This window comes from Microbacterium sp. CPCC 204701, from assembly GCF_004010105.1.
Lineage (GTDB): Bacteria > Actinomycetota > Actinomycetes > Actinomycetales > Microbacteriaceae > Microbacterium.
Genome location: NZ_RRYE01000296.1, coordinates 1 through 3,764, shown reverse-complemented (window position 1 = coordinate 3,764; position 3,764 = coordinate 1). Strand labels below are relative to the sequence as shown.

5 protein-coding genes are annotated in these 3,764 nt (G+C 69.3%); all 5 read left to right on the top strand.

What is annotated here, in order from left to right; all coding sequences use genetic code 11:
• The first annotated feature begins 242 nt into the window (after positions 1 to 242).
• Positions 243 to 560, top strand: a complete 318-nt coding sequence (locus tag EIO58_RS14215; protein ID WP_127820080.1) for a hypothetical protein — start codon at positions 243 to 245, stop codon at positions 558 to 560.
• Entirely contained in the window at positions 560 to 1,843 is a 1,284-nt protein-coding gene (locus EIO58_RS14210; protein WP_127820079.1) for a hypothetical protein, read from the top strand. The genes EIO58_RS14215 and EIO58_RS14210 overlap by 1 nt, the downstream gene beginning before the upstream one ends.
• A 1-nt stretch (position 1,844) precedes the next feature.
• Positions 1,845 to 2,426: a hypothetical protein gene (locus tag EIO58_RS14205; RefSeq protein WP_127820078.1), complete on the top strand. Its 582-nt coding sequence runs from the start codon at positions 1,845 to 1,847 to the stop codon at positions 2,424 to 2,426.
• A complete protein-coding gene (locus EIO58_RS14200; RefSeq protein ID WP_127820077.1) occupies positions 2,423 to 3,031 on the top strand; it encodes a hypothetical protein in 609 nt (202 codons plus the stop codon). The genes EIO58_RS14205 and EIO58_RS14200 overlap by 4 nt, the downstream gene beginning before the upstream one ends.
• Before the next feature lie 300 nt (positions 3,032 to 3,331).
• Entirely contained in the window at positions 3,332 to 3,487 is a 156-nt protein-coding gene (locus tag EIO58_RS18890; protein WP_164861724.1) for a hypothetical protein, read from the top strand.
• Positions 3,488 to 3,764 lie beyond the last annotated feature (277 nt).

The following is a 3,764-nucleotide window of genomic DNA, read 5'->3' as shown; positions in this document are numbered from 1 at the left end:
TCAAGACGCAGCACGCGTCGGGCAAGTTCGGTGAGGGCTACTCGGAGCTGACGACGGGTCTGAAGGGTGCTGTGGACGGCATCAACGACATGTCGGAGGCGCTGCTGGGCATGATGCGCGCGATCCAGGATCTCGACCAGCAGCTCTCCGGCGTCTGAATCCTCGGCTCCGTCGGGGGCGGGCGGATCCGAGCCCCGACGGGGTGCGTGCCGTGAATCAGCAGCAGGACAGGGAAGAGTGACGTGCCGTACGACGACATCGACGTGCCCATGCGGAGCATGAGCGACCTCGAACGCGCGCTGAAGGACACGATCGCCGAATTCGATGCGGCGACACGCAACAGTGAGGCCCTCGAGAGCGCGATCGGCAGCCCGCTGGGGCGTACCGGGCTGCGGTCGCAGGCGCAGCGGTTCGAGGAGGCCTGGAACGACAAGCGGCAGACGCTGCGTGATCACCTCGAGGAGCTGCTCGAGCGTGTGTCGGGGACGCGACAGGCGTGGCAGGACCTCGATCGGGAACTCGCCACCGCCGCCGATGTCGGCGATGGAAGGGACGCCTGATGCCGGTCAATGGTCCGCAGTACCGCACGTACGACATGCTTCCGTCGCCGCGTGGCCGCGACCTGCTGGAGATCCCCGGTGATGCGGCAGACATCGCGGGGCGGGGACGCGCGATGGTGGATCTCGGAGATCGGATGCAGCGGGCGGCGAACACGCTCAATCACATCGCGTCCGGCACGGTCGGCAAGGGACAGTCGATCGACAAGCTCCGGGAGAGTGCGGAAGAGGTGCACAGCGATCTGAAGATCGCGGGGATCCGGTATTCGCCCAGCGGTGCCGTCATCCGTGACTATGGCGATGCACTCGGCGAGGTGCAGCAGCCCATCCGCACCCTCATCTCCAACGCCTCGGGCAAGTGGGAGACGGTCCGCGGCCGATCGATCGCTCTCGAGACCGCCACCCAGGCCGGCGACCCGACCGACTCACTGCAGGCGTCGTTCGACACCGCGTACGAGGACTGGGTCGACGAATCCCGCGGCTACGACGGTTACTACGACACCTGGAACGGGGCGTACAACGCCGCGGTGAACGGGCTCGAAGAGGCCAACGACAACGGCGTCGAGGACTCCTGGCTCGACAACTCGCTGCCGGTCCTCGACGCGCTCTCGCTCGTCCTCCAGGTGGTGGGCGTCGTCCTTGCCGTCGCTGCCTGCATCCTCGGCGGTCCTTTCATCCTCGCGGCGGCATTGGCCGGACTGCTCGCGCTGGGCGTCACGCTCCTCCGGGCGGCCGGCGGTCGAGCGGACGGCGCCGACATCTTCTGGTCGGCGGTCGGCGTCTTCCCGTTCGGCAAGGCCTTCGGCGCCATCAAGGGGATCACGGCGGCGTCGGGATTCATGGGGCGGCTGGCCGCGGGCGGCCACGGCGCGCTCAACATGCTCACCGACATGGTGGGCATGGGCGGCACCGCCGGCCGGGGCATGGTGACGGGCCTGCTCAGCCGCGGCACGGTCGCCGATGTGTTCCATGCCGGCGGGCAGCTCAACCGCAACGGGTCGCAGGTGCTCCGCAACTGGTTCACCTCGACCGGCGGTCCGTCGGTGATGCATCGGCTCATGCAGGGCTTCGACGGGGCGACGGGCGCTCATTTCGCGGATGCCGCAGCCGACCTCTCCAACAAGGCGCGACAGAACCTCACCCAGTTCCTCACCGGTCCCAACGGGAGCGCGCCGATCGCCGGCCTGATGAACGACGCCGGTGGCGGCATCCAGCAGGTGCTGAACTTCGTCGACGGGCTGGGGAAGACGGGCGGCGGTGTCGCGCATGACCTCGGGTGGATCTGACGTGCCGCTGCTCGACGCGCTGTGGCGCGTGGACGTCCCTTTCGACGCGCGTCGGTTCCTCGAGGTTCCCGCGCCGTTGCGCGCCGGTGCCCGGGCGGAGCTGACGTCGTGGGTCGCAGAAACGATCGAGACACTCCGGGCGAATGCCGCGTGGACAGAGAGCCCCGGCGAACTTGCGCTCCGGCTCGAGGGTCAGGCGCGTCTCTTGTCGAGCGACGCCCTCGCGGCGTTCCTCTACTGTCCCCGCGGGCTGCCGGCGGACGCGCTCGTCGAAGTGTTCGTCGGAGCGAGTGAGGCGTCGGAGCTCGCCGATGTCCCGGTCGAGAACTCGGTGGCCCTGCCTCAGCGCACCAGCGAGGTGACGTCGGCGACGCTCGGGATCGGCCGCGCGATCGCCGCGGTCACCGCGATGCCGGACGGCGCGCTGGTCGGGCAGTTGAGGTACCAGTTCCTGAGCCGCGGGGTCCTGGTCGAGGTGTGCGCGACATCGGCGGACTTGAGCGCGCTGGGCGCGGGCATGCCCCGGTTCGAAGAGCTCGCCTCGGGGATCGTCGTCGAGATCGAGGGCGCAAGCGCGGCATGAGAGCCCTTCGATACGAGCTGCAGGGATCGGCGGGCCGCCCGACGATGCGGATGTTGGTCCCGGGTGGCTGGCGCGCCGTCACCGTCGACGACGAAGGCTTGGCCGAGCTGCGGGGGCAGCTCCGAACGCAGGTGAGGCGTGCGGGCCGCCCGGACGTGGACGCCTTCCTGTCGTCTTCGCTGGTCAAGTGGATGACAGAGCTCCGCGAACGGGGTGGACGCTTCGCCGTGCTGCCGCTCGACCCTCCCGAGGGCACCGCATTCCCGATGTCGTTCACGGTGTCGATCGTCGATGACGAACCCGGCCGGACGATCGAGGCGTGGGTGACCGCCAAGATCCGCGAAGGCGACACCGAGTTCCTCGACGACCGGCGGAGCGTGCTCGCGTGGCGGACTTCTGCGCCCGGCGAGGGCCAGATGACCGGGACGATCTCGGATCAGTACTTCTACGTCGTGCCCGTCCCCGGGTCGCAGCGCAAGAGCGCCGCGATGCTCCACGGCACGCACCTGCTGGACGCCGCCGCAGACAGCGACGATCCTCGACGGGAGGCGGCGCGCGTCCTCTTCGATTCGATGGCCCTCTCGCTCGACTGGCCGCCTGCGTGAACGCCGACGGACCCGCGGCCCGGTAGGCCCGCGCGGCCCGCGAGTGGCGTCCCATCGACTGGTGGAGACTCGAGGCGCGAGCGCTGAGAGGCACCCCGACGCTGCGCCGCGCTGGCGATCTCCCAGGGGGCGGCCACCGCTCCGATCGGCATCGCGGGGATCATCTCCGATGTCGTCGTCGGCGCGCTGCATCTCGTCTTCAGCCGTGGCCCGGCCGAGACGGGCAGCACACGCTGGCGCCGCAACTTCGCCCGGATCGAGAGGGCCCTCGACGAGCTTCCTCCCGACGAGCGGGCTCGCGTGTGCTCCGACCTCCGGCACGAGCTGGTCGTGCTCAGCGACCGCGGGCTCATCGGCGGCGACGAGCTCAACCGTGCCGGCGAGGTGCGCATCGGCCTGCTCGGCATGACGATGGCTCCCCGCGACGATCTCACGCCCGAAGACCGCCCCTCCTGACGGCATGGGGAATGGTCCCCATCGTGGGGGATGGTGGTGGTCGGTTAGGTTCTGAGTGTCGGCCCGGTGGGGGTCGGGTTTTCTGAGTGAGGGAGTTGACGATGGCCGATTTCGGTGCTTCGTATGCGGAGATGGAGCAGGTGGCGTCGTCGCTGTCGCAGGCTCGTGATGACATCCAGGGTCAGCTGGACGCGTTGAAGTCGCAGGTGGACACGCTGCTCGGCGAGGACTTCAAGACGCAGCACGCGTCGGGCAAGTTCGGTGAGGGCTACTCGGA

What these genes read in the sequence shown, in the direction of transcription:
- EIO58_RS14200 (WP_127820077.1), top strand. Translation starts at nt 2,423, where the DNA reads ATGAGAGCCCTTCGATACGAGCTGCAGGGATCGGCGGGCCGCCCGACG.
- EIO58_RS14210 (WP_127820079.1), top strand. Translation starts at nt 560, where the DNA reads ATGCCGGTCAATGGTCCGCAGTACCGCACGTACGACATGCTTCCGTCG.